Raw genomic sequence first — 24,629 nt, forward strand, 5'->3', positions numbered from 1 at the left:
GACAGGCGGTGAACAAAACGACCATCTGCTTCAATCGCCCGGACTCCCTGATGACCTCCACCCTCACCCCCGCCACCACCCGCGCCAGCTTTGCGATCGGCAGCGAACAGACCGCAAGACGCGTGGTCGATCTGTTGACCGAAAGCTTTTTCGAGGGCCAGGCCGCGATCGCCGCGTTCGAGGGCGCCGGCGGGCGCTGGGACATCACCGTGCATTTCGCCGAGCCGCCGGATCAGGCCTCGATCCGCGAACTGATCCGTCTCGCCGCCGGCGACGAGGTCGCGGGGGATATCGCCTTCGACACCGTCGAGGCCAAGGATTGGGTCAAGGCGACGCTGGAGGAACTGGTCCCGGTCCGCGCCGGCCGCTTCATCGTGCACGGCCACCATGACCGCTCAAAAGTGCCGGCCAACAAGCTCGGCATCGAGATCGAGGCGGCGCTGGCGTTCGGCACCGGCCATCACGGCACCACCCGCGGCTGCCTGTTGCTGCTCGACGAGGTGCTGAAGGCCTGGCGTCCGCGGCGCGTGCTCGACCTCGGCACCGGCACCGGCGTGCTGGCCATCGCGGCGGCGAAGGCGCTGCAAATCAATGTGCTGGCGAGCGACATCGATCCGCTGTCGGTGCGCGTGGCCGCGGAGAACGCCCGGCTCAACGGGGCAGGCGACCTGGTGGAGACGATCCGGGCGACCGGGTTTTCGGCGCCGCAATTCGCGCAGCGCGGGCCGTTCGATCTGGTGCTGGCGAATATTCTCGCCAATCCGTTGCGGCAAATGGCAACGCCGATGGCGCGGCATCTCGCACCATCGGCGCTGGTCATTCTCTCAGGACTGCTGCCGCCTCAGGCCAGCGGCGTCGTTGCCGCCTATCGCGCGCGCGGCCTGGTATTGGTGCGTCAACTCAGGATCGAAGGCTGGAGCAGCCTGCTGATGCGCAAAGTAGCGTAAAGGCTCAATCCGATGGCCGGTGCTTGCTGCGGGCGATCACGCCCTTTTCATCGCGCGATGTCCGCTTGACCCGCGCCTCGACGAAGCGATCCAGAATCTGGACGATGACACCCCGTTGCTTCTTTTCGATGGATGGAATCGGGCCGCGGCGAACCGGGGGCGAAATCTTCTCAAACGTAAAAGCAGGCATTGTGTATCCCCTCGTCGTTGAGTTGAAACACTCCTGGAATTCCCCCCGGATATCGTTGGAACAACTGCCTGTGAGAGCAAATCATTCCATCACGTCTGACGCCAGCATATAATTTAAGCACATTCCATGCCAGATCGGGTTGATGATTGCGGAGGCCTCTCCGCAATCCTAAGATGAGCAAGCAATGTTCGAAGCCCATTTCCAGACATTCGAAGACCCTGAAGCCGGCGTGGCGCTGACGGCGCGGCTGTCGGCGTTTCGCGAGGAGCTGGCGCGGCGCAAGCTGACCGGATTCGTGATTCCCCGCGCCGATCAGCAACAGAATGAGTATGTCGCCCCCTCGGAGGAGCGGCTGGCCTGGCTGACCGGCTTTACCGGATCCGCCGGCATGGCGGTCGTGCTGACCCGGCAGGCCGCGGTGTTCGTCGACGGCCGCTACACGCTGCAGGCAGCGAAACAGGTCGATACCAGGGCCTGGCAGGTCGAGCCGCTGGCCGATCCGCCGCCGGAAAGCTGGCTGGCGCAGCATCTTGCCGCCGGCGACCGCCTCGGATTTGACCCGTGGCTGCACACTTCGGCGGCAGCCGAACGGCTGGCCGCGGCCTGCGCCCGGGCCGGCGCGGAACTGGTCGCGGTCGACAGCAACCCGCTCGATTCGGTGTGGACCGAGCGCCCGCCCCCGCCGCTCGGCCCGGTCGCCATTCACGGCCCGCAATTTTCCGGCGAAGCCGAAAGCGAAAAGCTGAAGCGGATTCGCCTCGAGATCGTGCGTCTCGGCGTCGACGCGCTGGTGCTGTCGGATTCGCACGCGGTGGCCTGGACCTTCAATATCCGCGGCGCTGACGTCTCGCACACGCCGCTGCCCCTGTCCTATGCGCTGGTGCCGAAGGACGGCCGGCCCACGGTCTTCATCGATCACCGCAAGCTCTCCAACAGCGCCCGCGATCATCTCGAACAGTCGGCCGATGTCGAGGAGCCGGATGCGCTGGCGCCGAGGCTCACCGCGCTGGCGCAAGCGCAGGCGTCGATCGCGCTCGACAGCGCCACCGCCGCCGACGCGCTGAGCCGGCTGATAGCGGCCGCCGGCGGCAAGCCGGTGCGCGGCAGCGATCCCGTCAGCCTGCTCAAGGCCGTCAAGAATTCGACCGAGATCGAGGGCACGCGAACCGCGCACCGGCGTGACGCGGTGGCGCTGACGCGTTTCCTCGCCTGGATCGACCGCGAAGCGCCGAAGGGCGCGCTGACCGAGATCGACACCGTCGAGGCGCTGGAGACCTTCCGCCGCGACACCGGCGCGCTCAAGGACGTCTCGTTCCCGACCATCGCCGGCACCGGGCCGAACGGCGCCATCGTGCATTACCGCGTCACCCGCATGACCAACCGGCGGATCGCGCCCGGCGACCTCTTGCTGATCGATTCCGGCGCGCAATACGAGGACGGCACCACCGACGTCACCCGCACCGTCGCGATCGGCGAGCCGACGGACGAAATGCGCGACCGCTTCACCCGCGTGCTGCGCGGCCATATCGCGATTGCGCGGGCGGTATTTCCCGACGGCACCACCGGCGCGCAGCTCGACACGCTGGCGCGGCAGTTCCTGTGGCAGGCCGGCATCGACTTCGAGCACGGCACCGGCCATGGCGTCGGCAGCTATCTTTCCGTACACGAGGGTCCGGCGCGGATCTCGAAACTCGGCGCCACGCCGCTGAAACGCGGCATGATCCTGTCCAACGAGCCCGGCTACTACAAGACCGACGGCTTCGGCATCCGGATCGAGAATCTCGAACTGGTGATCGCCGCCGACATTGCCGGCGCCGAGAAGCCGGTTAACGCCTTCGAGACGCTGACGCTGGCGCCGATCGACCGGCGATTGATCGACCTCGACATGCTTGATGGTGAGGAGCTGGGCTGGCTCAACGACTATCACGCGAGGGTGCGCCGCGAGGTGCGGCCACATGTCGACGAGGCCACCAAGGTGTGGCTCGATGCAGCGACCGCGCCGCTGACGCTGTGATCGTCATTCGGGGCGCGTCGAAGACGCGAACCCGGAATGACGAAGTCATCTCCGCCTCGGCGAAAACGGAATAGCCGCATTCCGAAACGTCCGTATTCCCCCTGAGGGATAACGCTACAGTTCGATTGACACGATCGGAATTGGACCAGCATGCACGGAGTGATGGGCAAGCCGCCCGGTACGGCGAACGACGGCGGCGTCGCGACGTCCAGGATCACGCTGCTGCTGCTCGTCGCCATGACCGGCGTCGCGCCGATTTCGCTCTATATGCTGGTGCCGGCCCTGCCGGTGCTGGCCACCACGTTCGGGCGCGACATCTCCATCGCGCAGATGACGGTGTCGCTCTACATGGTCGGCATCGCCTGCTCGCAGATCATCATGGGGCCGCTGTCGGACAAGTTCGGGCGCCGCCCGGTGCTGCTGGCAGGCCTCGGCCTGATGGTGGCGGCGAGCGCGGCCTGCATCTTCGCCGAGACTTTGCCGCAACTGATCGCCGCGCGCTTCCTGCAGGCGCTCGGCGGCGCCACCGGCATGGTGGTGAGCCGCGCCATCATCCGCGACCTCTACAGCCGCGACCGCGTCGGCGCCATGATCAGCCTGGTGGTCGCCGTCATGATGATCGCGCAGATGCTGAGCCCGCTCACCGGCGGCCTGCTGGAGATCGCCTTCGGCTGGCGCGCCATCTTCTATCTTATCACCGCCGCCTCGCTCGTCATTACGGTCGCCATCGCCGTCGCGCTGCCGGAGACGCGGCGCGACCGCATCGAGGCCGGTGGATTTCGCGGCGATGTCGGCAGCCTGCTCACCAGCCGCGCCTTCATCGGCTACATGCTGTGCCAGGTGCTGGCCTCGCAGATCATCTTCATCTTCGCCGGCGGCGGCCCCTATATCGTGGTCACGCAGATGGGCCGCTCCAGCGCCGAATATGGCGCGTGGTTCGCGACCACGGGCCTGGCGTTCCTGGTCGGCAACCTGTTCTCCGCGCGGTTCTCGCCGCGCCACCAGCTGGAGAAACTGATCTGGTTCGGGCTGGCGCTGCAATTGGCCGGCAGCCTGCTCAACCTCGTCTGGGGCGTCACCGGGCTCAATCAGGCGCCGTCATGGCTGTTCGGCACCCAGATGATCGTGATGTTCGCCAACGCCTTCGTGATGTCGAACTCGGCGGCCGGCGCCATCAGCATCCGCCCGGAGGCCGCCGGCACCGCATCGGGCGCGATGGGATTCCTGCAGATGGGGCTCGGCTCGCTGGTCTCGCAATTCGGCGCCTGGCTCGGCGGCCATTTTGCCACGCCGGTGCCGCTCAATATCGCCATCGTCGTGCTGTCGATCGCCTGCGCCTCGACGATGGTGTTCCTGATCCCCCGCCGCGACGTGGTGGTCAGCGAGGAGCTGATCGAGAAGGCGGAGGAGGAAGAGTCGGGGATGCTGTGAGGAGAGCGTAAACTGGCATAACAAAACCGGTGTCATCGCCCGGCTTGACCGGGCGACCCAGTACGCCGCGGCTTCTCGGCCTATCGCTGACGTCTCTGGAATACTGGGTCACCCGCTTTCGCGGGTGATGACGACTGAGTATATGACGAGCAACGAATCCTTACTGCCCGATCAATTTCAGCCACTCGTCCTCGGTCAGCACCTCGACGCCGTGCTTTTTGGCTTCGGCGAGCTTCGAGCCAGCGCCGGGACCGGCGACCACGTAATCGGTCTTCTTCGACACCGAGCCCGCGGCCTTGGCCCCCAGCCGCTCGGCCATGGCCTTGGCTTCGTCGCGCGTCATCTTTTCCAGGGAGCCTGTGAACACCACGGTCTTGCCTGCTATCGCCGAGTTGCTCTTCGGCTTTTCGGCATCGAGGATGGTGACTTCTTTTGTCAGCCGTTCGACGATGCCGCGGTTATGGCTCTCGCCGAAATAGGCCTTGATGCTGGCGATCACGGTGTCGCCGATCTGGTCGAGCGCATCCATCTCGGCGATCGCCTCCTCGTCGTCCCTGGCGACCTTGAGGCAGGCGTCGTGAAACGCTTTCCATGAGCCGTAGCCGCGCGCCAGCGCCAGCGCCGTGGTCTCTCCGACATGGCGCATGCCGAGCGCGAAGATGAAGCGCTCCAGCGAAATCCGCCGCCGCTCCTCGATCGCGGCGAACAAATTGCGCACCGAGGTCTCGCCGTAGCCTTCGATTTGCTCCAGCTTGAGCTTGGCGTTGCGCGCCTGCAGCGTGAAGATGTCGGCGGGCTCCTTCACCCATTCCTGCTCGAAGAAGAACTGGATCTGCTTCTCGCCCAGCCCCTCAATGTCGAAGGCGCGGCGCGAGGCGAACAGTTTCAGGTGCTCGATCTTCTGGTAGGGACAGGCGAATTCGCCGGTGCAGCGGGCACGCGCCCCCTCCTCACCGGTCGCGGTCTCCTCGCGCACCACGTCGGTATGCAGCGGGCACGGGCATTTCTTCGGAAACTGGAAGGCCTTGGCGCCTCGCGGCCGCTTGTCGAGCACCACGTCGACCACCTGCGGGATGACGTCGCCGGCGCGCTGGATGATGACGGTGTCGCCGATCCTGATATCGCGGCCCTCGCGCAATGGCTCGCCGTCGCCGCCGATGCCCTTGATGTAGTCCTCATTGTGCAGCGTGACGTTCTGCACGATGACGCCGCCGACGCCGACCGGCTCGAGCTTGCCGACCGGCGTGAACGAGCCGGTGCGCCCGACCTGGATCTCGATATCCCGGAGCACGGTCATGGCGCGCTCGGCCGGGAATTTGTGCGCGATCCCCCAGCGCGGCGTGCGCGACACGAAGCCGAGCCGCTCCTGCCAGTCCAGCCGATCGACCTTGTAGACGACGCCGTCGATATCGTAATCGAGCCCGGCGCGCTGTTCCTCGATCTTGCGGTGAAACGCGATCAGCTGCTCGACCGAGTGGCACAGTTTGGTCAGCGGATTGGTCTTGAAGCCGCAGCGCTCGAACCATTCGATCATGCCGGTTTGCGTCTCCGCCGGCATCTCCGCCATCTGCCCCCAGGCATAGGCGAAGAAGCCGAGCGGCCGCGAGGCGGTGATCGAGGAATCCTTCTGGCGCAACGAGCCCGCCGCCGAATTGCGCGGATTGGCGAACGGGGCTTCTCCGGCCGCAACCTGCTTCTTGTTGAGCGCGAGGAACGCCTGCTTGGTCATATAGACCTCGCCGCGCACTTCGCAGATATCGGGCACGTTGCGGCCCTTCAGTTTCTGCGGCACGTCCTTGAGGGTGCGGATATTGGCGGTGACGTCCTCGCCTTCCGCGCCGTCGCCGCGGGTGGCTGCGGTGACGAGCTCGCCGCCCTCATAGCGCAGCGACATCGACAGCCCGTCGATCTTCGGTTCGGCGCTGAAGTCGATCCTGTCGTCGTCGCCGAGCTTGAGGAAGCGGCGGATGCGGCCGACGAAATCGAGCACGTCCTCTTCGGCAAAGGCGTTGTCGAGCGAGAGCATCGGCACCGCATGCCGGACCTTCTTGAATTTCCCTGACGGCGCCGCGCCGATCTTCTGCGACGGCGATTCGCCGGTGACGAGTTCGGGAAACCTCGCCTCGATGGCGTTGAAGCGCTTGCGCAGCGCGTCGTATTCGGCGTCCGAGATGACAGGCGCGTCTTGCTGATAGTAGGCCTGGTCGTGGCGCTCGATCTCCAACGCCAGCCGCATATGCTCGACCTTGGCCTGCGCCTTGGTGAGGCTTGCGACGTCGGCGGGCGCTTTCTTCGCTTTGACGGCCATGGTCGCGCGCCGTGTCTACGCCGTCGCCGCGCGCAGCAGCCGCTCGGCGGCGGCGCGGGCCTCGGCGGTGATCTCGGCCCCCGCCAGCATGCGGGCGATTTCCTCGCGGCGGTGATCGGCGGCGAGCGCGTTGACGCGGGTGGCGACGCGCTTGCCCTTGTCGAGCGCGTCCTTGGAAATCAGAAGATGCTGGTTGGCCCTTGCGGCGACCTGCGGCGCATGGGTCACCGCCATCACCTGCACCTTGGAGGCCAAGCGCGCCAGCCGCGCGCCGATCGCATCCGCCACCGCGCCGCCGACGCCGGTGTCGATTTCGTCGAACACCAGAGTGGGCGCCGAACCCTTGTCCGACAGCACCACCTTGAGCGCCAGCAGGAACCGCGACAGCTCGCCGCCGGAGGCGACCTTCATCAGCGGTCCCGGCTTGGTGCCGGGATTGGTCTGGACCCAGAACTCGACGCGATCGAAGCCCTGCGGGCCCGGCGACTTCGGATCCGAATCGATCTGGGTCATGAACCTGGCGCGTTCCAGCTTCAGCGGCGCGAGCTCGGCATTGACTGATTTGTTGAGCTTCTCGGCCGACTTGGTTCGCGCCGCGGAGAGCTTGGCAGCTGCCGCGCCGTAGCGCTTGTCGGCCTCGTCGGCCGCCGCCTCCAGCTTCTTCAATTGATCGGCGCCGGCGTCGATCAGCGCCACGTCTGCGGCGTATTTCGCGGCCAGCGCCGCCAGGCCGTCGACCGGCGTCGAGTATTTGCGCGATGCGGCGCGCAGGGCGAACAGCCGTTCCTCGATGCGCTCGAGTTCGGCAGGATCGAAATCGGCCGCGACCAGCGCCGCCGTCAGATGCTGGTCGGCTTCTTCCAGCGCATTGATGGCGGCATCGATCGCCTTCACCGCGGGCTCGACCAAGGCCGGCGCGTTGCCGGCCCGCCGTTCCAGCCGGCGCACCGCCGCCGACAATGCCGCGACCGGCGAATGATGGCCGCTGACGGCGTCCTGGGCCTCGCGCAGGTCGGAGGCGATCTTCTCGCCCTGCATCATGGTGGTGCGGCGTTCGGCAAGCGCGGTCTCTTCGCCGTCCTTCGGCTTCAGCTTCTTCAGTTCATCGGAGGCATGGCGCAGATAGTCCGCCTCGCGGGCGGCGCGCTCCATGCCGGCGCGATGCTCGTCGAGCGCGGCACAGGCGGCGCGCCTGGCATCCCACAGCGCCTCCAGCGCCGCGACGTCCTTCTCCAGTCCGGCGAAGGCGTCGAGCAGCCGCCGGTGGGTCGAGGCGTCGACCAGCGCGCGCTCGTCATGCTGGCCGTGGATCTCGACCAGTGCGGAGCCGACCGCCTTCAGGGTCTGCACGCTGATCGCCTGATCGTTGATGAAGGCACGGGTGCGGCCGTCGGCGAGCTGCACCCGGCGCAGGATCATCTCGCAGGAATTTTCAGAAACCGTATCCTCGAGCCCGTTGTCGCGGAGGATGGCCGCGGCCGGATGGCCCTTCGGCACGTCGAACACCGCGGTGACCTGGCCCTGTTCGGCGCCATGACGGACCAAGCCGGCATCGCCGCGGCCGCCGAGCGCCAGCGCGAAGGCATCGAGCAGGATGGATTTGCCCGCGCCGGTTTCGCCGGTCAGCACCGCGAGGCCACGGGAAAACTCGATATCGAGCCGTTCGATCAGGACGATGTCACGGATCGACAGACGCGCCAGCATGCCAGGTAATTTCCTAAACCAAATTCCTAGCCGAGACCCAGTTTCTTGAAGGCCCTGGAAATATAGGAACCCTTGTTCTCGCTCGGCTCGAGACCGCCGGACTTTACAAGATTATAGGCGTCCTTGTACCAGCGGCTGTCAGGAAAGTTGTGGCCAAGCACGGCGGCGGCGGTTTGCGCCTCGCCGACGATACCTATCGCCATATAGGCCTCGGTCAGGCGCGCCAGCGCTTCCTCGACATGCCGCGTGGTCTGGTACTGGGTCACGACCGTCTTGAAGCGGTTGATGGCGGCGGTGTAGTCGCGCTTTTGCATGTAATAGCGGCCGACATTCATTTCCTTGCCGGCGAGCTGATCGCGGGCGCCTTCGAGCTTGGCCTTGGCGCTGTTGGCGTATTCCGACGTCGGATATTTGCGGATCACTTCCTCGAGCGCGGCAATCGCCTTCTCGGTCCGGGTCTGGTCGCGGGAAATGTCCGGAATCTGGTCGTAATGCGAGGCCGCGATCAGATATTGCGCGTAGGCGGCATCGGAGCTGCCGGGATGCAGGGTGACGTAGCGGGTCGCGGCGCCGATACAGTTGTCGTAGTCGCCGGCGCTGTAGAAAGAGTAGGCCGACATCAGCAGCGATTTGCGCGCCCAGTCGGAATAAGGATGCTGGCGGTCGACTTCCTCGAACTTCTTCGACGCCGCCTTCGGATCCTTGCGCTGGTTCATCAGGTACAAGCCCTCATTGTAGAGCTTGTCCGCCGGTTCTTCGACGAAGGTGTCGTCCTTGGCGAGGAACTTGTCCCACATCGCGCCGGTGCCGCATCCGCTCAGGGGGATCGCCAAGGCCACCAGGCCCGCGGCCATCAGCAGCTGCCGCCCGCGGCGCCTGAGGACCGAACGAGCCGAAAGCCTGCGTAGTTCGAGCGTCATACGCTGTGCCGACATAGAATTAAGACCTGACGCCTGTGATGCGGTGCCCGCCACGCCTGGGCGTGGTCATGGACGCAATGATCGCCGTGCCCGTAGCGCCTTGTCGCGCAACCGCGGGCCTATTTAGCTGAAAAACATCCGTTAACCAACCGAATACGCAGGCATTTCGCCCGGATTAAGGCGGCCGGGCCGGATTGCGGCCGATCATGGTTACTGCGGAAAATCCGGGCATTGGCCAGGCGTATCCGCCGGAACTTACTTACGTGAGTCGCTTGCTGCCCATGCTTCGAGACGCTCGCGTCGCTCGCTCCTCCCGAGTGAGCGCGAAGCGCTCATCCGGGCATGAGGTTGTTGTGCTTCAACAGGTTAAACCTCATCCTGAGGAGGTCACCAACGGGTCGCGCGAACGCGCGCGCCCGATGACAGGCTCCGTGACCGCCTCGAAGGATGGGCTGCAATGTGGCTGTCTGATTTCAGGTGTCAGGAAACGTCGGGGCCGTAGGCCGGGGCGACCATGCCGCCCACCATTCCGCTGCCGACTTCCGCATAGGCCCGCGTGCGGCGAGCGGTTTCGGCCTCGATCACCCGCCAGGCGCTGCGATCGGCCATCAGGGCGGTCAGCACCGCGTGATTGAGCTTGTGGCCGCCGCGCACCGAACGAAAGGCGCCGAGCAGCGGCAGCCCTGCCAGCGCGAGATCGCCGACCGCGTCGAGAACCTTGTGGCGCGCGCATTCGTCGCTGTAACGCAGCCCCTCGGCGTTGAGCAGGCGCTCATCGTCGAATACCACCGAATTCTCGAAGGACGCGCCGAGTGCAAACCCGGCGCTCCACAGCTTCGCCACGTCGCTCATGCAGCCGAAGGTACGGGCGCGACAAATCTCGCGGCGGAACCGTTCGGGGCTGAGATCGAGCATGTAGCTCTGACGGCCGATCACCGGATTGGCGAAGTCGATCTCGACCTCGGCGCGGAACCCGGCCGCTTGGGGGCGCAATTCACCGAACGATTTGCCCATCGTTACCTGCACCGGCTTCAAGACCTGGATGAAGCGGCGGGAAGCGGATTGGGTGAAGATACCGGCCTGATCGATCGCGGCGACGAAAGCTGCGGCGCTGCCGTCCATGATTGGAACTTCGGGACCATCGACTTCGATCACGGCGTTATCGACGCCCATGCCCCGCAGCGCAGCAAGCACGTGCTCGGCGGTCGAGACCAGCGGGCCGTCACGATCGCCCAGCGTGGTGGCGAATTCGGTGGCGATCACGGATTCGGCTGACGCCCGAACTTCGCGGTCGCAGCCATCCAGTCCGGTGCGGACAAAAATAAAACCTGCATCGATGGGTGCAGGTCCGAGGGTCAGGTTGACGGGTAAACCGGAATGAACGCCGACGCCCGTCACGGTGGCTTGCGACCGAAGCGTTGTCTGCCGGCTGAATTTCATTCTTAACTGCCCACTACCGACTTACTTAAAGACTCTGACTCGATTGAACGCGCCGATTCGTCTTTAGGTGTCCCCAAGTCACGGCAGACAATAATCACCGCCTGAAAGAGCGCCAACTCACGCTTTTTTACCGATTGTTACCCCATCTCTGCCGTATTCATGCCAAAGCTTAACCAAATTGCGGCACGGCCGGTGACGATTTCCGCCCCATTACCTCACCACGGAATACATAATTAATCATTGAATATCAGTTGCTTGGCGGATGCGCTTTTGACCTTCCCGGCGCAAAAGCAAAGGTCCCGGCCTGGGAGGCCGGGACCTTTTTCGTCGTCAGAATTGTAACAAACTTCAGTTCGACTGGCGGCGCAGGAAGGCCGGGATATCCAAATGATCGTCGCCCTGTGGCGCTGCCGCAACAGGCGCCGGGCGGCCGTGGACGTCCAATCCCTGGGGCGCCGGGCGGCGAGCGTATTCCGATACCGGTTCGTGGGCCGCGATCTGCTGCGCCACCGAGCGCTGGGGCTTGCGGTCCGGCAGCGGCGGCATCGGTGCCATGGACGGACCGGAGGCGCGGGCCGCGATCGGCGGCTCGGTCTCTTCGTCGCGGCGGCCGAGGCCGACATTGGCCAGGCGCTGCAGCAGCGACATCCGGGTCTTTTGCGGATGCTCCTCCTCGACTTCGCCGCGGGCCTGCCGGATCTCGTTTTGCGCGGGCATCGGCAGGTCTTCGAATTTCGGCATCCTGGGGGCGCGAACCGGCGGACGCTCGGCTGCCTGCGGGATGAAGGTTTCGGGCGTCGCCGGTTCAGGGGTCTCGACGCGCGCGACCTCGTGATCCGGGAACAAGGTCGGCTTCTGCGCGATCGGGCGAACCGTGACATCGCCGTAGTTCGCCGGCTGCAGCGGCGCGGCAACCGGCTGCGGCACTTCCGGGGCGACCGCCGCGGCGATGGCGGCGAGCGCCGCGCGTTCGACGCTGCTGGAGGCGCGCTGTTGCGGCGCGGCGGGAGCCGCCGGCGCCGGACTGGCGGATTCGAGCTTCTGGGCGCGCTCGGCCAGGCGCGCATTGTCGGCGCGCAGCCGCGCCGTCAGGTCGGCGAGGCGGGTGTCCGGGGTGGTGGCGGCCGGGGCGGACGGCGCCGCCGCATTGGTGGAGGTCGCGGCAGGCGCCGTGGCGTTGCGCGCGATCATCGCCTGCTCGATGCCGGTGGCGACCACGGAGACGCGGATGATGCCGTCGAGGCTCTCGTCGAAGGTGGCGCCGACGATGATGTTGGCGTCCTGATCGACTTCCTCGCGAATCCGGGTTGCGGCTTCGTCGACCTCGAACAGGGTCAGGTCCTTGCCGCCGGTGATCGAGATCAAGAGCCCGCGGGCGCCCTTCATCGAGGAGTCGTCGATCAAGGGATTGGCGATCGCGGCCTCGGCCGCGGTCAGGGCGCGCTTGTCGCCGGAGGCTTCGCCGGTGCCCATCATCGCCTTGCCCATTTCCCTCATCACCGCCCTCACGTCGGCGAAGTCGAGGTTGATCAGGCCTTCCTTGACCATCAGGTCGGTGATGCAGGCGACGCCCGAATAGAGCACCTGGTCGGCCATCGCGAAGGCGTCGGCGAAGGTGGTCTTTTCGTTGGCGACCCGGAACAGGTTCTGGTTCGGGATGATCAGGAGCGTATCGACCACCTTGTGGAGTTCGGCGATGCCGGACTCCGCGGTGCGCATGCGGCGCTGGCCTTCGAAGTGGAACGGCTTGGTCACCACGCCGACGGTGAGGATGCCCATCTCGCGCGCGGTCTTGGCGATGACGGGGGCGGCTCCGGTGCCAGTGCCGCCGCCCATGCCGGCGGTGACGAACACCATGTTGGCGCCCGAGAGATGGTCGCGGATTTCGTCGAGCACTTCCTGGGCCGCGGCCGCGCCGACGTCCGGCTGCGAACCGGCCCCCAGGCCCTGGGTGACCTGGGTGCCCATCTGGATGATGCGCTGCGCCTTCGACATGGTCAGCGCCTGCGCGTCGGTGTTGGCGACGACGAAATCGACACCCTGAAGCCCGGCGGTGATCATGTTGTTGACGGCATTGCCGCCAGCTCCGCCGACGCCGAAGACGGTGATCCGCGGTTTCAGCTCGCTGATGTCAGGGGGGGTAAGATTGAGTGCCATGGTTGCCTCTCGATTACGACGCGCGCGTTGGTTCGCCCCGGCCGGCGGCCGCGGGAGTTGGTGAAAGCCGTGGGTTGCGGAAAAAATTCATCAGAAGCCCTCGCGAAGCCATCGTCCGACCTTTCCGAAATAACCGTCAGTCCCTGTCCTGAGCTGCCGCGTATGCCGCGGTTCGACATGTTCAAGGTGAGCGTATTGCGGATAGACCAGCAGGCCCGAAGGCACCGCGAACGACGCGCTCTTGGCCTCGTTGGGCAGCCGGCCGAAGCCGAGCGGACGGCCGATGCGCACCGGCCGGCCGAGGATCTGGGTCGCGAGTTCCGGAAGGCCGGTGAGCTGCGAAGCGCCGCCGCTCAAGACAACTCGCGCCCTCGGCTCTGCCGCAAAGGGGGAATCCGCGAGCCGGTCCCTGACCATTTCAAAAATCTCCTCGGCGCGGTGCCGGACGATGTTCGCGATCGTGGCTCGAGACACGATCTGCGGTGCATCCCGCTCGTTGTCGCCGGCCGCCGGCACGGACATCAACTCACGCGCGTCGGACCCGCCGGTCAGCACGGTGCCATATAACGTCTTGATTCGCTCGGCATCCGCAATGCATGCCGAGAGGCCGCGCGCAAGATCCATGGTGATGTGTTGCCCGCCGACCGCAAATCCGCCGGCATGCACGAAGCGCCCGCCGGAATAGGTGGCGATGGTGGTGGTGCCGGCCCCCATTTCGACCACCGCGGCGCCGATATCGGCCTCGTCGTCGGTCAAGACCGAAAGGCCTGCGACATAAGGACTCGCCGCCATGGCTTCGACGTTGAGATGGCAGCGCTCGACCACCAGCATCAGGTTCTTGGCCACGGTCGCATCGGACGTGACCACGTTCATGTCGACGCCGAACTGCCGCGCCACCATGCCCCTGGGGTCGCGAATGCCCTTGACGCCGTCGAGGGCGTAATCGACCGGCAGCGCATGCAGCACGGTGCGGCCCTCGCCGGTGGCATGGCGCATGCCGGCGGAGGTGATGCGGCTGACGTCGGCCTGCGTGACCGCGCCGCCCTTGATGTCGGCCGCGGCTTCGACCAGATGACCCTGCAGCCGGCCGCCCGAGACCGAGAGCAGCACCGACTCGACCCGGACCTTGGCCATGCGTTCGGCCAGCGCCACCGCCTGGCGCACCGCCTGCTCGCATTCGGCAAGATCGACCACCGCGGCGGCCTTGACGCCGCGCGACTGGATCTGGCTGTAGCCGATCAGCTCGACGGCATGGCTGCGGCCGCGCAGCGCCTCGTTCGGCGGGCACGGCTTCAACCGCGCGATCATGCAGGCGATCTTGCTGGTGCCGATATCGAGGGACGCCACCAGCGCGGTGCGCTTCTGCGGCATCGGGCGCGTCTTCGGGGTCTGATAGCGGTCAAGGCCGGTCATGCGTCACCGGCCTTCTTCTTCGACTTCTTGTCCTTGAACAGCTCCTCGCGGGCCTTGGCCGCGTCTTCCGACAGCTGCACCGTCAGCCGGTCAGGCAGGCGCATGTCGACGGCGACGATGTCGCGCGAGAACAGCCGTTCTTCCTTGTCGAGTTTCGACAGCGCCGCCAGCGCATTGCCGACGTTGTTTTCCGGCAGGCGGATATCGAGACCGTCCCTGAGACGCAGGTTCCAGCGCCGCTCGCCGACGAAGATCGCGGCCTTGGTGAGGTTCCTCACCTGCGGATAGCGCGCCAGCAGCGCCAGGAAATCGCGCGCATGGGTTTCGGCGCCCTTGCCGACCACCAGCGGCAGCGAGATGAAGCGCCGCGACAGATAGGGCTCGAGCACCGCGCCGTCGTCGGAAATCACCGCCAGCCGGCCGTCATGCTGCCACAGCGCGAACGCCGAGCGTTCGACGATGTCGATCTGGAGCCGGCCGGGATAGAGCTTCAGCACCGTGGCTTCGGCGATCCAGGGATTGGCTTTCAGCTTGTCGCGCACGGTGGCGGCGTCGAGAAACAGCAGCGACGAGCGGCCGTTGACGCCGCCGATCCCGAGCACCTCGTCCTGGGTCAGCTGCTTGCGACCGTTGATGGCGACCGTGGTGATGCGAAAGCCGGCGGAATTGGCGATCGCATTGCGGGTGTCGCTCAGCGCCGCGGTGAACGCTTCGAGATGCCCGCCCTTGACGACGCCGAGTCCGGCGCTGCCGAGCAGCAGCAGCACGGTGGCGGCAAGGCCGGCGCGGCGCGGCAGATGCTGCTCGATAAATCCGATCAGGCGGGGCGGCGGCTGGCGTTCGAGGTGCGGCCTGGCCTTTGCCCGCGGCAGGCCCAGCCGCTCGCGCAGCAGCACGACCGCGCCAATGGCGGCCGCTTTCAGGTCAGCTTGGGGCCCCAGCGATCTCAGCGATCGGGCGAGGCGTCCTGCACCATCCATTGCACGAGCTCGTCAAATGTTATCCCCGCAAACGCTTGCGAGATCTGGCACAAATGACGTCTCGGACATGCCGGGCTGGGGTACTGGCCTCAAGGCAGCAGAGGCCACTTTTCCCTCGATGCGGTCGTCGAAGCGGAAATCCGCAACAGCTCACGCCCCGGCAGCCAAGCGCCACATGCGCCGCCAGCGTTAACCTTCGGACTTCCTGGTAAACAAAGGGTAAACCGGGTGCAGGCTGGAGCCGTTTTGGTCCGCCTTCTCCGTACTTTGCCCGGCAATCGTAACATTTTTATCAATGGAACTATTCAAGCCAGCCCGGCGCCCGGGCGCGCCCGAGGCGACCGCGCGGAGCCGGCTACTTTTGCGTGTGCCGTGTCGCCAGAACGATCTGATCGTGCAAGAAATCGGCAAACCCGATGCCCTGGGCCTTGAGCGCCTTCGGATAGAGCGAAGCCTTGGTCAGCCCCGGCAGGGTGTTGGTTTCGAGGAAGACCGGTCCCCTCTCCGAGATGATGAAGTCCGACCGGGAGTAGCCGCTGCATGAAAGTGCTTTATGGGCTTTCAGCGCCTCGTCCATGATTTGCCTGGTGATTTCGGGCGTGAAGCGCCCGGGGCAGATCTCCTGGGTCGATTTGAGCAGGTATTTGGCAGTGTAGTCGAAGCCGCCCTCGGCCGGAACGATCTCGATCGGCGGCAGTGAGAACACCGAACCGTCGGACTGTTCCAGCACGCCGCAGGTCGCCTCCACGCCCGAGACGAACGGCTCGATCAGATAATCTTCGGTCCTGGCGGCGTTGCGGACGGCGGCGAGATCCTGCTTCGCGTTGACGAAGATCAGCCCATAGCTCGAGCCGTCGCGCGCCGGCTTGGCAATCAGCTTGCCGTATTCGGCAAACGCCGCGTCGATATCTGCCAGGGCAATGCCGGCCGGCGCCTTCACCCCCGCGATCGCGGCGAAGCGCTTGGCCGCCACCTTGTCGAAGGCCAGATGCGACGACGCCGAGCCGGAGCCGGTGAACGGGATGCCGCGCATCTCGCACATCGCCTGAAGCTCGCCGTTCTCCGCCCTGCCGCCGTGCAGGCCGAGCACCAGCACGCGGCCCTCCGCCTTCGCCTTGTCGAGCGCCTGTTCGAGCCCGACGCCACGGTTTCCGGGCTTGAAATCATCCTCGAACGGCCGCGCATGGCCAAGCAGCGCCTCGGAGCGGACGTCATGCACGGTGTCGTCGACATCCCAGAACCACAGGTCGGCTTCAGGCAAGGCCTGATGCAGCGCCTGGGCGGAAGCGACCGAAACCAGGCGCTCCTTGTTGGTGCCGCCGAAAAGGATGGTAGCCCGCATCAGTTTTGCTCGATTCCGATCCGCTTGATTTCCCAGTGTAGCTCAATTCCTGAATTTTCCTTCACCCGGGCGCGGACCGTCTCACCGAGGGTCTCGATATCGTGGCCGGTGGCGGCGCCGGTGTTGATCAGGAAATTGCAGTGCATCTCCGATACCTGCGCGCCGCCGACGCGCAGGCCGCGGCAACCGGCGGCGTCGATCAGCTTCCAGGCGCTGTTGCCGGGCGGATTCTGGAAGGTCGATCCGCCGGTCTTTTCGCGGATCGGCTGCGCGGTTTCGCGGTGGTTCTGCACCTCGTTCATCCGGGCGCGGATCGCTTCCGGCGCGGCGATGGTGCCGCGAAAGCGCGCCGAGGTGAAGATGATGGAGGGATCGACGCCGCTGCCCCGGTAGACGAATTTCATGTCGGCATTGCTGAAGGTATGCTTGGTGCCGTCGCGGCCGATGCCGGTGGCCTCGATCAACACGTCCCTGGTCTCGCTGCCGTTGGCGCCGCCGTTCATCCGCAGCGCGCCGCCGATGGTGCCGGGAATGCCGAAGTAGAATTCCAGCCCGCTGATATTGGCCGCCGCCGCTGTCTCGGCCACGCGCTTGTCGAGCGCGGCGGCGCCGGCGCTGACGATGTCGCCTTCGGCGCGGACGTCGCCGAAACCGCGCGGCGACAACCGGATCACCACACCCGGAATGCCGCCATCGCGCACGATCAGATTGGAGCCGACGCCGACGACGATGACCGGAAGCTCGCGCGGCAGATGCTTCAGGAAATAGGCCAGATCGTCTTCATCCATTGGGGTGAACAGCACCTGCGCCGGGCCGCCGACCCGAAACCAGGTCAGCTCGGCCAGCGACTGGTTCGCCAACAGCCGTCCGCGCAAACCAGGCATCGCGGCTTTGAGTTCGGGCGTGATGTCGGGAAAGTCCGTCACCTCTGGCCCAAGGCCTTCAATTCGCCGGGCAGCGCGTAGGCCCATTGCGTGATGTTGCCGGCGCCGAGGCAGACCACGAGATCGCCGCTCTTCGCCACCCCGGCAACGATGCCGGCGAGATCGGCCGCATTCTGCAGCGGAATCACTTCGCGGTGGCCATGCGCGCGCAGGCCGAGCACGAAGTGATCGCGGTCGATGCCCGCAATCGGCGCCTCGCCCGCCGGATAGACCTCGGCGACCACGACGGTGTCGGCATCGTTGAAGCAGGTGCAGAATTCCTCGAACAGCGACTGCAGCCGGGTGAAGCGATGCGGCTGCACCACGGCGACGATCTTGCCCACGGTGGATTCCCGCGCCGCCTTCAGCACCGCCGCGATCTCGACCGGGTGATGGCCGTAATCGTCGATGATGGTGACGCCGTTCCACTCGCCGGTCCTGGTGAAGCGCCGCTTGACGCCGCCGAAGCCGGCGAGCGCCTTGCGGATGGTGTCATCGGCCAGTCCGAGTTCGTGCGCCACCGCAATCGCCGAGGTGGCGTTGAGCGCATTGTGCCTTCCGGGCATCGGCAGCACGAGGTCGGCGATCTCGTGCGAGGTGCCGGCCTTGCGATCGCGGAATGCGACCTTGAATTTCGAGCCGCCGCCCATTGGAGCAAGATCGACCAGCCGCGCATCGGCCTGCGGATTCTCGCCATAGGTGATGATGCGGCGGTCCTCGATCTTGCCGACCAGGGTCTGCACCACCGGATGGTCGATGCACATCACGGCAAAGCCGTAGAACGGCACGTTCTCGACGAAATTGCGGAACGCCTCCTGCACGGCATCGAAGGTCTTGAAGTGATCGAGATGCTCGGGGTCGACATTGGTGACGATAGCGACGTCGGCCGGCAGCTTGAGGAAAGTGCCGTCGCTCTCATCGGCCTCCACCACCATCCAATCGCCGGCCCCGAGCCGGGCGTTGGTGCCGTAGGCGTTGATGATGCCGCCATTGATCACGGTCGGATCGAGATCGCCGGCATCGAGCAGGGCTGCGACCATCGAGGTCGTGGTGGTCTTGCCATGGGTGCCCGCGATAGCGACGCAGCTCTTCAGCCGCATCAGCTCGGCGAGCATTTCGGCGCGCCGCACCACCGGGATGCGCTGCGCGCGGGCCGCCATCAGTTCGGGATTGTCGCGCTTGATCGCGGTCGAGACCACCAGCACATCGGCGCCGGCGACGTTCTCGGCCTTGTGGCCGACGGTGACCTTGATGCCCTTGTCGCGCAGCCGGTTGACGTTGGCGCCTTCGGAAGCGTCGGAACCCTGCACGGTGTAGCCGAGATTGCACAAGACCTCGGCGATGCCGCTCATGCCGATGCCGCCGATCCCGACGAAGTGGATGGGTCCGATCTCGCGCGGCAGTCTCATGAGGTTGTCCCTGTCATTGAGCCTACTGGATGCCTTGCTTCGGCACGGCATGACAAGGGCAATTTTGCCCGCAATCGCCTAGATTCCGGCGACTTTCTCGACCAGATCGGCCAGCCGCTCGGCGGCGTCCAGCCGGCCCACGGTGCGGGCGGCCGCCGCCATCGCGGTCAGCCGTTCCGGTTCGGCGGCCAGCGCGGAGATCTCGGCGGCCAGCCGGTCGGGCGTGAAATCCGTTTGCGGAATCCGGAGCGCGCCACCCACCTGCACCAGCACGCCGGCATTGGCGAACTGATCCTGATCGATCGAGCCGGGCAGCGGCACCAGGATCGACGGCCGGCCGATGGCGCCGAGTTCGGCCACCGTGCCGGCGCCGGAACGCGAGATCACCAGATGGTTCGATGCCAGCCGCGCCGGCAGATCGGTGAAGAACGGCGCCAGCTCGGCTGATAAATTGAGCCGGTCATAGACCGCGCGCACCCGCGCCATGTCCTCTTCGCGCACCTGCTGGGTGAGGATCAGCCGGTTCCACAGCGCCGGCTCCAGCCGCTCGATCGCCGGCGGCACGATGTCCGCCATCACCCGCGCGCCCTGGCTGCCGCCGACCACCAGCAGGCGCAGTGGGCCGGTTGCTTCGGGGGAAGCATATTTCACCGCGGCCGCCGCCAGAACCGCCGGACGCATCGGCGTGCCGACCGTGGTGGTCTTGCCCGAAAGCTGCGGATCGCGATCGAGCACGCCGGGCAGCGAGGTCGCAATCGCGCTGACGCGACTCGACAGAAAGCGGTTGGCGCGGCCGAGCACCGCATTGGCGTCGTGGATGATGCCGGGCACGCCGAACAGCCGCGCCGCGAGCAGCGGTGGCAATGTCGGATAGCCGCCGAAACCGACCACGGCTTTGGGCTTCAGCTTGCGCATCAGGTTGAGCGACACCACAGTGCCGGCGGCGAGCAGTACAACCGTCCGGGCCAGCGACCAGGGCGAGCGGCCGCGCAGGGTCTCGCTCGGCACCACGTCGATAATGTCCCTGGTGAACAGGCCGCTGTAGCGCAGCGCGCGGGAATCGGTGGCGAGGCGCACGCGATAGCCGCGCCGGATCAATTCGACGCCCAGCGCCTCGGCGGGAAACAGATGGCCGCCGGTGCCGCCCGCGGCCAGCAGAATCAGGGGCGAAGAGTTGTCCATGAGATAGCCCAGTACTTGGAATCACAAATCGGTGTTGCTGCCCATCCTTCGAGACGGCCACTTCGTGGCCTCCTCAGGATGAGGTTTAACCTGCTGAAACACAACAACCTCATGCTGAGGAGCGAGCAACGCGAGCGTCTCGAAGCATGGGCCGCAAGCGGCTCACCAAGCTCACATAGTCAGTACTAGCGCGCGGCGTTGGTCATCAAGCGTAGTTGGGCGCGGCGTTGGCGTTGCCGATCGATTCCATCTCGGTGCGCGGCCGGTGCCGGGTCAGCGCCAGCATCATGCCGACGCCGTAAGCCAGCGAGATGATCGACGAGCCGCCATAGGAAATGAACGGCAGCGTCATGCCCTTGGCCGGGATCAGCTGCAAATTGACCGACATGTTGATGGCGGCCTGCACCCCGAACAGGATCGCCAGGCCGGAGGCTGCGAACCGCGAGAAAATGTCCTCGGTGGCATAGGCGCGCGTCAGCGTGCGGATCACGACGAAGGCGAACAGCGCCAGCAGCGCCAGGCAAAGGATGATGCCGAATTCCTCCGCCGCCACCGCAAACACGAAATCGGTGTGGCTGTCCGGCAGGCTGCGTTTGGCGATGCCCTCGCCCGGCCCGAGCCCGAACCAGCCGCCGTTGGAGAAGGCTTCCATCGCGGTATCGACCTGGAAGGTGTCGCCCGAGGCCGGATTCATGAAGCGCTTGATGCGGCCGGCGACGTGCGGCACGAACAGATAGGCGCCGAACAGCCCGGCGCTTGCGACGCCCGCCAGTCCCAGCACCCAGATCATCCGCATGCCCGCGATGAAGAACAGCGCACCCCACACCATCAGGATCAGCATGGTCTGGCCGAAATCGGGTTCCATCACCAACAGCGCCACCAGCGTCAGCAGCAGCGCCATCGCCATCGAGGTGGCCGGCATCTCCGGCCGCCGCGCCGATTCCGCAAACAGCCACGCCGCCAGCACCACGAAGGCGGGCTTGGCGGATTCGGACGCCTGGATGTTGACGCCGATCAGGGTGATCCAGCGCCGCGATCCCTTGACCTCCGGCCCTATCAAGAGCGTCGCCACGATCAGCACCACGGAGACCGTGAACACGATCAGCGCGGCGCGCCGGATCTGCCGCGGCGACAGGAAGGAGACGCCGATCAACACGATGAAGGACGGCAGCAGAAACAGCACGTGGCGGTTGAAGAAGTGGAACGGATCGAGCCCGATCCTTGTCGCCACCGGCGGACTGGCCGCCAGCGACAGGATCACGCCGCCCAGTATCAACGCGATGATCGCCGCCAGCAGCAGGCGGTCGACGGTCCACCACCATTCGCTGAGGGGGGTGCGTTCTTCACGGGAGATCATGGGCGTCCCCAAAAGGCAGAGGTAACGCCCATTGGTGGCCGAGGATGGTTTCCAAGGGGTTAATGGGACGGGTCAACTTTTGAGATTGGGCACGAGAGCTGCACCACAAAAAAGTCGTCATCCCCGCGAAAGCGGGGATCCAGTACGCCGCGGCCCATCGCTTCTATCATTGGCGCCTCTGGAATACTGGGTCACCCGCTTTCGCGGGCGACGACAGTTGTAGGCGACGCGGCCGTCAGCCCTCACACCACCGGCTTGACGCCCGGCAGCGCGGTGACGAGGTCGCGGAAGGCCGCGCCGCGGATTTCGAAATTGCGGTACTGGTCGAACGACGCGCAGGCCGGCGACAGCAGCACCACGGGATCGGCCAGCCCCGAGGCTTCGGCGTCGCGGGCGGCGTTGGCGACCGCGACATCCAGCGTCTCGCTGATCTCATGCGGCACCCGGTCGCCCAGCGTGCCGGCAAACTCCTGTGCGGCTTCGCCGATCAGATAGGCCTTGCGGATGCGCGGGAAGAATTCGGCGAGGCCCGTGATGCCGCCGAGTTTTGGTTTGCCGCCGGCGATCCAGAAGATATCGGCGAACGACGACAGCGCATGCGCCGCGGCGTCCGCATTGGTGCCCTTGGAGTCGTTGACGAACAGCACCTTGCCGCGGCGGCCGACCTGCTCCATGCGATGCGCGAGGCCGGGAAAACTGCGCAGGCCGTTCTGCAGCACCTCGGTGGAGACGCCGAGCGCCAGCGCGCAGGCTGCGGCGCAGGCGGCATTCTGCGCGTTGTGCAGGCCGCGCAGCGAGCCGATGCCGCCGATCCGCGCGATCTCGCTGCGGGCGCCGCCGGCAGCGCGCAGGATGGTTTCACGCTCGACATAGATGCCGTCGGCCAGCGGATTTTTCACGGAGATGCGAACCACGCGCTTGCCGGACTGTTCGATGCGGTCGGCAGTATTGCGGCTCCAGCCGTCGTCGACGCCGACGATCGCGGTGCCCTGCGGCTGCACGCCGGCGACCAGGCGCTCCTTCACGGCGGCGTAATGCTCGACCGTGCCATGGCGGTCGATGTGATCTTCGCTGACATTGAGCAGGATGCCGACGCTAGGGTCGAGCGACGGACACAGGTCGATCTGGTACGACGACATCTCGATGACATGGACCCGCCCCATGCGCGGCGGCTCCAGCGACAGGATGGCGGTACCGATATTGCCGCCCATCTGGGTGTCGTAACCCGCCACCCGCATCAGGTGCGCGATCAGCGCTGTAGTGGTCGATTTGCCGTTGGTGCCGGTGATGGCGACGAACGGCGCATCCGGCGCGTGCCGCCGCCGCTCGCGGCAGAACAATTCGATATCGCCGATCACCTCGACGCCGGCCTCGCGCGCCGCCAGCACCGACCAGTGCGGCGCCGGATGGGTCAGCGGCGCGCCGGGCGTCAGCACCAGGGCCGCGAAATTCGCCCACGACACTTTGCGCAGATCCGCTGTCATGAAACCGGCTTGCGCGGCCTTGGCGACATTGTCGGCACTGTCATCGCCGGCGATCACCTCCGCCCCGCCCGCCTTCAGCGCGTGACAGCTCGCAAGGCCCGATCCGCCGAGGCCGAACACCGCGACCGTCTTGCCCGCGAAGGAGGTGACGGGAATCAATTGATCACCGCAGCTTGAGCGTGGAGAGGCCGGCCAGCGCCAGCATCACCGAGATGATCCAGAACCGGATCACGATCTGCGGTTCGGTCCAGCCCTTCTGCTCGAAGTGATGATGCAGCGGCGCCATCCGGAACACCCGCTTGCCGGTCAGCTTGAACGAGGCCACCTGCACGATCACCGAAATCGCTTCCAGCACGAACAGGCCGCCGATTACGGCAAGCACGATCTCATGCTTGACCGCCACCGCGATCGCGCCGAGCATGCCGCCGAGCGCCAGCGAGCCGGTGTCGCCCATGAAGATCGACGCCGGCGGCGCGTTGAACCACAGAAATCCCAGCCCCGCGCCGAGCACCGCGCCGCACAGCACCGCGAGCTCGCCGGTGCCGGCGACGTAATTGATCTGCAGGTAATCCGAGAACACCGCGTTGCCGGTGAGGTAGGCGATCATGCCGAAGCTCGCCGCCGCGATCATGACCGGCACGATGGCGAGGCCGTCGAGACCGTCGGTCAGGTTGACGGCGTTGCCGGCGCCGACCATGACGAAGGCGCCGAAGATCACGAAGAACCAGCCGAAGTTCAGCACGATGTCCTTGAAGAAGGGAATCACCAACGAGGTCGAGAACGGGACGCGGCCGAGCCGGGTCAGCGCGTAACAGGCGGCGAGCGCGATCGCCGCCTCGATCAAGAGCCGGATCCTGCCGGCGAAACCGCTATGGGTCTGCTTCGTCACCTTCAGATAGTCGTCATAGAAGCCGACCAAGCCGAAGCCGAGCGTCACCGCCAGCACGATCCAGACATAGGGGTTGAGCGGATTGGCCCACAGCACCGTCGAAACCACCAGCCCGGAAAGGATCATCAGCCCGCCCATGGTCGGCGTGCCCTTCTTGCTGATGAGGTGCGATTGCGGTCCGTCGGTGCGGATCGGCTGGCCCTTGCCCTGGCGAAGCCTCAGGTGATCGATGATCCAGGGGCCGAACAGGAAAACGAACAGGGCGCCGGTCACCATCGCGCCGCCGGTGCGGAAGGTGATGTAGCGAAACACGTTGAGGAATGTACGGAACACGCCCAGACCGGGAACCGTATTGGAAAGGTCAATCAGCCAATAGAACATTCAATCCGCCCTGTACCGCGGCTTCGTCGTGCGCGACCTTGCCGGGAAAGCGCTTTTCGAGCGCGGTTGCAATCATTTTCATTTTCGCCAGCGCGAATCGCGGAAACTGGCTGCGGTCCACTTTATCGGCATACAAGCCCCCTTTACCCCTGGGAAGA

At 65.8% G+C, this 24,629-nt stretch carries 19 protein-coding genes and 1 pseudogene; 3 read left to right on the forward strand and 17 right to left on the reverse strand.

Annotated features, from left to right (window positions below; genetic code table 11):
- The first annotated feature begins 50 nt into the window (after positions 1-50).
- The gene (locus tag KMZ68_RS20875; RefSeq protein ID WP_215613045.1) at positions 51-947 is read left to right on the forward strand and encodes a 50S ribosomal protein L11 methyltransferase; all 897 of its coding nucleotides are present in this window, start codon (positions 51-53) and stop codon (positions 945-947) included.
- A 4-nt stretch (positions 948-951) separates the two neighbouring features.
- Here the strand turns inward: KMZ68_RS20875 and KMZ68_RS20880 are convergent, their stop codons facing one another.
- Positions 952-1,137: a hypothetical protein gene (locus KMZ68_RS20880; RefSeq protein ID WP_215613046.1), complete on the reverse strand. Its 186-nt coding sequence runs from the start codon at positions 1,135-1,137 to the stop codon at positions 952-954.
- A 184-nt stretch (positions 1,138-1,321) separates the two neighbouring features.
- On the opposite strand from KMZ68_RS20880, the gene KMZ68_RS20885 reads away from it, so the two are divergent.
- Together KMZ68_RS20885 and KMZ68_RS20890 are read left to right on the forward strand one after the other, a co-directional pair.
- Positions 1,322-3,151: an aminopeptidase P family protein gene (locus tag KMZ68_RS20885; protein ID WP_215613047.1), complete on the forward strand. Its 1,830-nt coding sequence runs from the start codon at positions 1,322-1,324 to the stop codon at positions 3,149-3,151.
- A 150-nt stretch (positions 3,152-3,301) separates the two neighbouring features.
- On the forward strand, positions 3,302-4,582 hold the full coding sequence (locus KMZ68_RS20890) for a multidrug effflux MFS transporter (RefSeq protein WP_215613048.1): 1,281 nt from the start codon (positions 3,302-3,304) through the stop codon (positions 4,580-4,582).
- A 160-nt stretch (positions 4,583-4,742) separates the two neighbouring features.
- Here the strand turns inward: KMZ68_RS20890 and ligA are convergent, their stop codons facing one another.
- The 16 genes and pseudogenes from ligA to KMZ68_RS20965 form a co-directional block, all read right to left on the reverse strand.
- The gene (ligA, locus tag KMZ68_RS20895) at positions 4,743-6,890 is read right to left on the reverse strand and encodes an NAD-dependent DNA ligase LigA (protein ID WP_215613049.1); all 2,148 of its coding nucleotides are present in this window, start codon (positions 6,888-6,890) and stop codon (positions 4,743-4,745) included.
- 15 nt (positions 6,891-6,905) lie between these two features.
- Complete coding sequence (recN, locus tag KMZ68_RS20900) at positions 6,906-8,594, reverse strand: DNA repair protein RecN (protein WP_215613050.1); 1,689 nt, start codon at positions 8,592-8,594, stop codon at positions 6,906-6,908.
- 26 nt (positions 8,595-8,620) lie between these two features.
- Positions 8,621-9,529: an outer membrane protein assembly factor BamD gene (locus KMZ68_RS20905; RefSeq protein WP_215613051.1), complete on the reverse strand. Its 909-nt coding sequence runs from the start codon at positions 9,527-9,529 to the stop codon at positions 8,621-8,623.
- A gap of 465 nt (positions 9,530-9,994) precedes the next feature.
- Positions 9,995-10,954 carry a UDP-3-O-acyl-N-acetylglucosamine deacetylase gene (gene lpxC / locus KMZ68_RS20910; RefSeq protein ID WP_215613052.1) on the reverse strand — a complete coding sequence of 320 codons (960 nt, stop codon included), beginning with the start codon at positions 10,952-10,954 and terminating at the stop codon, positions 9,995-9,997.
- A 348-nt stretch (positions 10,955-11,302) separates the two neighbouring features.
- Positions 11,303-13,111 (reverse strand): cell division protein FtsZ, encoded by a 1,809-nt coding sequence (ftsZ, locus tag KMZ68_RS20915; RefSeq protein WP_215613053.1) that lies wholly within the window; start codon positions 13,109-13,111, stop codon positions 11,303-11,305.
- 90 nt (positions 13,112-13,201) lie between these two features.
- Positions 13,202-14,524 (reverse strand): cell division protein FtsA, encoded by a 1,323-nt coding sequence (gene ftsA, locus KMZ68_RS20920; protein WP_215613054.1) that lies wholly within the window; start codon positions 14,522-14,524, stop codon positions 13,202-13,204.
- The gene (locus KMZ68_RS20925) at positions 14,521-15,504 is read right to left on the reverse strand and encodes a cell division protein FtsQ/DivIB (RefSeq protein WP_215613055.1); all 984 of its coding nucleotides are present in this window, start codon (positions 15,502-15,504) and stop codon (positions 14,521-14,523) included. Before KMZ68_RS20925 ends, ftsA begins: the two co-directional genes overlap by 4 nt.
- Positions 15,471-15,793 (reverse strand): annotated as a pseudogene (locus tag KMZ68_RS26070) (D-alanine--D-alanine ligase); the annotation flags it as partial. The pseudogene KMZ68_RS26070 and the gene KMZ68_RS20925, both read right to left, overlap by 34 nt.
- Before the next feature lie 66 nt (positions 15,794-15,859).
- Positions 15,860-16,846 carry a D-alanine--D-alanine ligase family protein gene (locus KMZ68_RS20930; protein ID WP_215613056.1) on the reverse strand — a complete coding sequence of 329 codons (987 nt, stop codon included), beginning with the start codon at positions 16,844-16,846 and terminating at the stop codon, positions 15,860-15,862.
- Positions 16,846-17,730 carry a UDP-N-acetylmuramate dehydrogenase gene (gene murB / locus KMZ68_RS20935; protein WP_249779661.1) on the reverse strand — a complete coding sequence of 295 codons (885 nt, stop codon included), beginning with the start codon at positions 17,728-17,730 and terminating at the stop codon, positions 16,846-16,848. Before murB ends, KMZ68_RS20930 begins: the two co-directional genes overlap by 1 nt.
- Before the next feature lie 38 nt (positions 17,731-17,768).
- Positions 17,769-19,178 carry a UDP-N-acetylmuramate--L-alanine ligase gene (gene murC / locus KMZ68_RS20940; RefSeq protein WP_215613058.1) on the reverse strand — a complete coding sequence of 470 codons (1,410 nt, stop codon included), beginning with the start codon at positions 19,176-19,178 and terminating at the stop codon, positions 17,769-17,771.
- A 78-nt stretch (positions 19,179-19,256) separates the two neighbouring features.
- Positions 19,257-20,360: an undecaprenyldiphospho-muramoylpentapeptide beta-N-acetylglucosaminyltransferase gene (gene murG, locus KMZ68_RS20945; RefSeq protein WP_215613059.1), complete on the reverse strand. Its 1,104-nt coding sequence runs from the start codon at positions 20,358-20,360 to the stop codon at positions 19,257-19,259.
- 205 nt (positions 20,361-20,565) lie between these two features.
- Complete coding sequence (ftsW, locus tag KMZ68_RS20950; RefSeq protein WP_215613060.1) at positions 20,566-21,717, reverse strand: putative lipid II flippase FtsW; 1,152 nt, start codon at positions 21,715-21,717, stop codon at positions 20,566-20,568.
- 242 nt (positions 21,718-21,959) lie between these two features.
- On the reverse strand, positions 21,960-23,360 hold the full coding sequence (gene murD / locus KMZ68_RS20955) for a UDP-N-acetylmuramoyl-L-alanine--D-glutamate ligase (protein WP_215613061.1): 1,401 nt from the start codon (positions 23,358-23,360) through the stop codon (positions 21,960-21,962).
- A 4-nt stretch (positions 23,361-23,364) separates the two neighbouring features.
- The gene (gene mraY / locus KMZ68_RS20960; RefSeq protein ID WP_215613062.1) at positions 23,365-24,471 is read right to left on the reverse strand and encodes a phospho-N-acetylmuramoyl-pentapeptide-transferase; all 1,107 of its coding nucleotides are present in this window, start codon (positions 24,469-24,471) and stop codon (positions 23,365-23,367) included.
- Positions 24,452-24,607: a hypothetical protein gene (locus tag KMZ68_RS20965; RefSeq protein ID WP_215613063.1), complete on the reverse strand. Its 156-nt coding sequence runs from the start codon at positions 24,605-24,607 to the stop codon at positions 24,452-24,454. Before KMZ68_RS20965 ends, mraY begins: the two co-directional genes overlap by 20 nt.
- Positions 24,608-24,629: the final 22 nt, after the last annotated feature.

Source organism: Bradyrhizobium sediminis (assembly GCF_018736105.1).
Classification (GTDB): Bacteria; Pseudomonadota; Alphaproteobacteria; order Rhizobiales; family Xanthobacteraceae; genus Bradyrhizobium.

Excerpts from the sequence above, each read along its gene's own strand:
- KMZ68_RS20875 (WP_215613045.1), top strand. The coding sequence starts at position 51 with ATGACCTCCACCCTCACCCCCGCCACCACCCGCGCCAGCTTTGCGATC.
- KMZ68_RS20880 (WP_215613046.1), bottom strand. The coding sequence starts at position 1,137 with ATGCCTGCTTTTACGTTTGAGAAGATTTCGCCCCCGGTTCGCCGCGGC.
- KMZ68_RS20885 (WP_215613047.1), top strand. The coding sequence starts at position 1,322 with ATGTTCGAAGCCCATTTCCAGACATTCGAAGACCCTGAAGCCGGCGTG.
- KMZ68_RS20890 (WP_215613048.1), top strand. The coding sequence starts at position 3,302 with ATGCACGGAGTGATGGGCAAGCCGCCCGGTACGGCGAACGACGGCGGC.
- ligA (WP_215613049.1), bottom strand. The coding sequence starts at position 6,890 with ATGGCCGTCAAAGCGAAGAAAGCGCCCGCCGACGTCGCAAGCCTCACC.
- recN (WP_215613050.1), bottom strand. The coding sequence starts at position 8,594 with ATGCTGGCGCGTCTGTCGATCCGTGACATCGTCCTGATCGAACGGCTC.
- KMZ68_RS20905 (WP_215613051.1), bottom strand. The coding sequence starts at position 9,529 with ATGTCGGCACAGCGTATGACGCTCGAACTACGCAGGCTTTCGGCTCGT.
- lpxC (WP_215613052.1), bottom strand. The coding sequence starts at position 10,954 with ATGAAATTCAGCCGGCAGACAACGCTTCGGTCGCAAGCCACCGTGACG.
- ftsZ (WP_215613053.1), bottom strand. The coding sequence starts at position 13,111 with ATGGCACTCAATCTTACCCCCCCTGACATCAGCGAGCTGAAACCGCGG.
- ftsA (WP_215613054.1), bottom strand. The coding sequence starts at position 14,524 with ATGACCGGCCTTGACCGCTATCAGACCCCGAAGACGCGCCCGATGCCG.
- KMZ68_RS20925 (WP_215613055.1), bottom strand. The coding sequence starts at position 15,504 with ATGGATGGTGCAGGACGCCTCGCCCGATCGCTGAGATCGCTGGGGCCC.
- KMZ68_RS20930 (WP_215613056.1), bottom strand. The coding sequence starts at position 16,846 with ATGCGGGCTACCATCCTTTTCGGCGGCACCAACAAGGAGCGCCTGGTT.
- murB (WP_249779661.1), bottom strand. The coding sequence starts at position 17,730 with ATGCCTGGTTTGCGCGGACGGCTGTTGGCGAACCAGTCGCTGGCCGAG.
- murC (WP_215613058.1), bottom strand. The coding sequence starts at position 19,178 with ATGAGACTGCCGCGCGAGATCGGACCCATCCACTTCGTCGGGATCGGC.
- murG (WP_215613059.1), bottom strand. The coding sequence starts at position 20,360 with ATGGACAACTCTTCGCCCCTGATTCTGCTGGCCGCGGGCGGCACCGGC.
- ftsW (WP_215613060.1), bottom strand. The coding sequence starts at position 21,717 with ATGATCTCCCGTGAAGAACGCACCCCCCTCAGCGAATGGTGGTGGACC.
- mraY (WP_215613062.1), bottom strand. The coding sequence starts at position 24,471 with ATGTTCTATTGGCTGATTGACCTTTCCAATACGGTTCCCGGTCTGGGC.